The following is a 5,094-nucleotide window of genomic DNA, read 5'->3' as shown; positions in this document are numbered from 1 at the left end:
TTGAGTTTAGTTTTAAAGCAGTTTTACTATATATTTAAATTTTAGTCTTTTTTTATAACAGGTTTTAATGCTCCTAATATAAGAGCTGAAATGACACTTCCAATAATAACTGCTACTAAGTACAATAAGAAGTTATTGCTTAATACCATTACTAAAATTCCACCATGTGGGGCAGGTATTTTTATGTTGAATAAACCTGTTAATCCTCCTGCAATTGCTGAACCTACAACACTTGCTGGAATAATTGTTTTCGGATCTGCCGCCGCATAAGGAATTGCACCTTCTGTAATAAATGATAATCCCATTACATAATTTGACAGTCCAGCCTCTCTTTCCTGTTCAGTAAATTTATTTTTAAATAATGTTGATGCTAATGCAATTGCGATAGGTGGCACCATTCCTCCAGCCATAACTGCTGCCATTGGAATACTTCCGCCAGAAGACAATGTTGCTGCCAGAGAACCTACACCAAATACATAAGCTGCTTTATTAACAGGACCTCCCATATCTATTGCCATCATTCCGCCTAAAATCAATCCTAACAATGCTGCACTTGCTCCACTCATTGAAATAAGCCAGTTATTCAATCCTGTATTTATTACTGAAACTATCGGATTTAATACCAAAACCATACCTAAACCTGTCATTAAAACAGATAAAACAGGATAAAACAAGATCATTTTTAATCCATTTAATGCTTTTGGTAAGTTTGATAATGCTTTTACTAAAAATTTAACAACATAACCAGCTAAGAAACCTCCAGCTAATGCTCCTAAGAAACCCGAACCTCCAGCTTTTGCCATTGCTCCTGCTACTAATCCTGCTGTAAGTCCTGCTCTTTCACTTATACTATATGCTATATACCCTCCTAGAACAGGTATAAACAAATCAAATGCAATTTCTCCAATTTGTTTTTTTAGTATATATGCTAATGTTGTGATTGAACCATATACTTCTCTAGGGTTATCATTATTTATAGATTTAGCAAGATTTTCTGCACTTCCTTTTCCTGCCAAAGTATCAACCAAGAATGCCAACGCAATCAATATTCCTCCACTTATTACTAATGGAAGCATATAAGAAACTCCGCTTAATAAGTGTTTATAAAGTCCTTTTTTCTCAGATGAAGATGTTTCAGAAGAAGCTGTAGAAGAACCGCTTGCATGGAAAATAGGCGCTTTTCCGTCTAAAACTTGCTGGATTAATGCTTTTGCATTGTTAATACCTTCCTTTGCTTCCACTTGAATCAATGGTTTACCATCAAATCTGTTAACTTCAATATTTCTGTTAATTGCTAAAATTACACCAGTCGCTTTTTGAATATCTTCATCAGTTAAGACATTTTTTTTACCGTCAGCACCATTTGTTTCAACTTTTATGTTTACTCCCATCTCATCAGCTGCTTTTTTAAGTGCTTCTGCCGCCATATAAGTGTGGGCAATTCCAGTTGGACAGGCTGTTGCTGCGATTATGTAAGGAGCATTTTCATCAGATGAAGTCTGTACAGGTACTTCTTCTTTCTTTTCCTCCTCTGCAAATTTCTCTGCTTCAGCCTTGTTAATAATATCCAATACTTCATCAGCAGTTTTTGCATTTTCTAGTGCCGCTTTAAAATCATCATCCAACAATAATTGCGATAATCTTGCAAGTGTTTCAATATGAGTGTTGTTTGCACCATCTGGAGCTGCAATCATGAAGAACAGTGTCGCAGGCTCTCCGTCCAATGAATCATAGTCGATTCCTTCAGTTTTTCTTCCCATAGCAAGTGCAGGCTCTTTTACAAATTTTGTTTTTGCATGCGGAATTGCAATTCCTTCCCCAATTCCAGTCGAACTTTGCTCTTCCCTTGCCATCAACGCCTTAACGTAACCGTTATAGTCATTTAAGACACCTGTTTTTTCATGCAATGTTGCAAGTTCTTTTATAATGTCTACTTTATTTGTAGATTTTACATCCAGATTTATTCTATCTTTAATCAGTAAATCTGATATTTTCATATTTATACCATCCTTATTAAATTTATTTTTGCATTTAACATAATAAAACCACTTTAAAATTCGATTCAAAAATCATCATTATTTTACTCAAATTGAAATTTAATTTAAGTTTATTTTAGAAAGTTTCTTTTGTAATTTCAATTTCGCTGTATAATTTATTTACTAAATCTTTTTCTGCAAGTCCGTAAGAATAAGCTGTTGCACTTCCCGAAGCGACTGCCAGCCTAAATGAATCTTCTGGAGAAAGCCCTTTTACAAATCCAGCAATAAATCCTGCAACCATAGAGTCTCCCGCTCCGATTGAATTAATTAGCTGTCCTTTTGGAACTGATGCTTCGAGTACAAAGTCCTTGTTTACAAGCAATGCTCCTTCGCCACCTCTGGAAAGAATAACATTTTTTACGCCTTTGTCCAAAAAGAATTTACATTTTTCGACAATTTCAGCTTTTGTTTCCAATTTTTCATTAAACATTTCCCTTAGTTCGTGAATATTTGGTTTTACAAAAAGATTGTTGTGAATGTTGTCTTGCAGTAAGTTTCCTCTTGTATCAAGTACAATTTCTACATTTGCTTTTATATTTTCAGATAATTCCTTATAAATTTTGCTACTGATTGAAGATGGGATACTTCCAGATAGTACAAGGATATCTCCGTCTTTTAAATCGGAAATCTTATTAGTCAGCTCCTGTAATTTTTCAGATGTGATTTCTGGTGAGACACCGGTAAGTTCTGTTTCTTTGTCATTACCATTAACTTTTACATTGATTCTGGTATTTCCTTCAAGTTCTACAAATTCAGATTTAATGTTATCTTTTTTTAAATCTCTTACAATAAAATCTCCAACAAATCCAGCCACAAAGCCAATTGCTGTAGATTCTACATCAAGATTTTTTAACACTTTTGAAACATTAATCCCTTTTCCTCCAGCCCTATAATTTACTTCGTGAGCAAGGTTTAAATGTTCAGCCTGTAAATCATCTTTCAGATACATGTCATAGTCCAATGCTGGATTCAATGTCAATGTGTAAATCATAATTTTCCTCCTTAAAATTAAACATTATTTCCCATTTATTTATATCATTTGAGACTTAAAATGTCAAATAAATCGATAACCGACTTGTTCAGAAACTTGATGCTCTTTATCTTTAACAAGGAGTTTTGGTTATTCATTATATTATAGCCATTGAACAATATCTAAATATTTCTTTTTCTTAGTTTCTAAAAGCAAAAAAATTAGAAAATAAATGATTAAATATATAATCAATGCCGTGAAGACGAGTTTATATTTCTATTGATAAGAACTTAAGTATATTCAGATTTTATTAACATAATTTTGAAAAAGGCTCAAAATAAATTCTGTACAGGAAATATCTATACAAAAGAGCAATGTCAATAAAAAATGAAATAAATAGATATGATTGAAGTTATTTAATGGTGCGAGTGACGGGAGTCGAACCCGTACGGCTACTGCCACTACCCTCTGAAAATAGCATGTCTACCAATTCCATCACACTCGCTAAATAAAACTGGATGTATAAATTAAATAATGGTGCGAATGATGGGACTTGAACCCATACGGCTAAAAGCCACTACCCCCTCAAGATAGCGTGTCTACCAATTCCACCACACTCGCATTTTTAGTTTACATTTATTATACACAGAAAAGCTATAATTGTCAAATTAAACTGCTTGATTATTTTGATTTCTAGATAAGTTTTTAAATAACAAAAAGATTTGTAAATAAAATAAAGAAATAAGTTAAGATATGATAAAGGATAATTTGAATAGGAAATTAAAATGTCTAATTTAAAAAATACGTTTTTTAGGTTGAAATAATATTTATAGATTATTATTTTTTATTTATAAATTTTTATTGACATTTTTGAAAAAAGTGCTATGATAAAAATATATAAAGGAATTTTTTAAAATTCTGAATTTTAAATGAGGAGGACAGCTATGATGAACGAAAAATTGGAAAAAATGAGAAATGGAAAAGGATTTATTGCAGCACTAGATCAAAGTGGAGGAAGCACTCCGAAAGCATTGAAATTATATGGAATTGATGAAAATGAATATTCAAATGATGCAGAGATGTTTGATTTGATTCATAAAATGAGAACTAGAATTATAAAGAGTCCAGCTTTTAACGATACAAAAATTTTAGGTGCTATTTTATTTGAGCAAACTATGGATAGAAAAATCGATGGAAAATATACAGCGGATTTCTTGTGGGAAGAAAAAGGAGTCTTGCCATTCTTAAAAGTTGACAAAGGACTTGAAGAATTGGAAAATGGTGTTCAAACAATGAAACCAATGCCAGAATTGGATGAACTTTTGAAAAGAGCAAACGAAAGACATATTTTTGGGACAAAAATGCGTTCTGTTATAAAAAAGGCATCACAAACAGGAATTGAAAAAGTTGTAGATCAGCAATTTGAACTTGCAAATAAGATTATTGCAGCAGGACTTGTTCCAATAATTGAACCAGAAGTAGATATTCATAATACTGATAAAGCAGAATGTGAAACAATATTAAAGAACGAAATCAAAAAGCATCTTGATAAATTGCCTGAAACTTCAAATGTTATGTTAAAAGTAACATTGCCAACAGTTGAAAACTTTTATGAAGATTTGACAAAACATCCAAGAGTAGTGAGAGTTGTCGCATTATCAGGAGGTTATCCAAGAGAAAAAGCAAATGAAATTCTTTCAAAAAATAAAGGAATAATCGCAAGTTTCTCAAGAGCATTAACTGAAGGATTGTCAGCACAGCAAAGTGACGAAGAATTTAACAAAACTTTAGAAGCAACAATCGAAGGAATCTACGAAGCTTCAGTAAAATAATTTTTTATAAAAAATAAATTGAATATAAGAACTGGCTTGTTTTAAGAAAGATGAGTCAGTTTTTATTTTTGGAAATTGTATTGCTAAAATATTGTAAAAATTATATAATAAAGTTGATTTATTTAAATTAAATTTATTCTTTATAATTGTCAATTAAGTTAATTTCGAAATTTTTTTATATTTTTTTGTTAATAATAGTTTTTACTATTTTTACTTATGTTTTTTCTCTTTATATTTTCGCAGGATTGCTCAT

At 31.5% G+C, this 5,094-nt stretch carries 3 protein-coding genes and 2 tRNA genes; 1 reads left to right on the top strand and 4 read right to left on the bottom strand.

Annotated elements, in window-relative coordinates:
* Nucleotides 1-41: 41 nt before the first annotated feature.
* The 4 genes from HMPREF1552_RS02945 to HMPREF1552_RS02930 form a co-directional block, all read right to left on the bottom strand.
* On the bottom strand, nucleotides 42-1,997 hold the full coding sequence (locus tag HMPREF1552_RS02945) for a fructose-specific PTS transporter subunit EIIC (protein WP_039901063.1): 1,956 nt from the start codon (nucleotides 1,995-1,997) through the stop codon (nucleotides 42-44).
* Between the two features lie 115 nt (nucleotides 1,998-2,112).
* Nucleotides 2,113-3,030 (bottom strand): 1-phosphofructokinase, encoded by a 918-nt coding sequence (pfkB, locus tag HMPREF1552_RS02940; RefSeq protein WP_021743580.1) that lies wholly within the window; start codon nucleotides 3,028-3,030, stop codon nucleotides 2,113-2,115.
* 399 nt (nucleotides 3,031-3,429) lie between these two features.
* A tRNA-Leu gene (locus HMPREF1552_RS02935) sits at nucleotides 3,430-3,514 on the bottom strand.
* A gap of 30 nt (nucleotides 3,515-3,544) precedes the next feature.
* Nucleotides 3,545-3,630 (bottom strand) — tRNA-Leu (locus tag HMPREF1552_RS02930).
* Between the two features lie 326 nt (nucleotides 3,631-3,956).
* Between HMPREF1552_RS02930 and HMPREF1552_RS02925 the strand changes: the two genes are divergently transcribed.
* On the top strand, nucleotides 3,957-4,841 hold the full coding sequence (locus HMPREF1552_RS02925) for a fructose bisphosphate aldolase (RefSeq protein ID WP_039901069.1): 885 nt from the start codon (nucleotides 3,957-3,959) through the stop codon (nucleotides 4,839-4,841).
* Nucleotides 4,842-5,094 lie beyond the last annotated feature (253 nt).

The organism is Leptotrichia sp. oral taxon 879 str. F0557 (genome assembly GCF_000469385.1).
GTDB lineage: Bacteria > Fusobacteriota > Fusobacteriia > Fusobacteriales > Leptotrichiaceae > Leptotrichia > Leptotrichia mesophila.
This window is presented reverse-complemented; position numbering and strand designations above follow the sequence as displayed.

Excerpts from the sequence above, each read along its gene's own strand:
- HMPREF1552_RS02945 (WP_039901063.1), bottom strand. The coding sequence starts at position 1,997 with ATGAAAATATCAGATTTACTGATTAAAGATAGAATAAATCTGGATGTA.
- pfkB (WP_021743580.1), bottom strand. The coding sequence starts at position 3,030 with ATGATTTACACATTGACATTGAATCCAGCATTGGACTATGACATGTAT.
- HMPREF1552_RS02925 (WP_039901069.1), top strand. The coding sequence starts at position 3,957 with ATGAACGAAAAATTGGAAAAAATGAGAAATGGAAAAGGATTTATTGCA.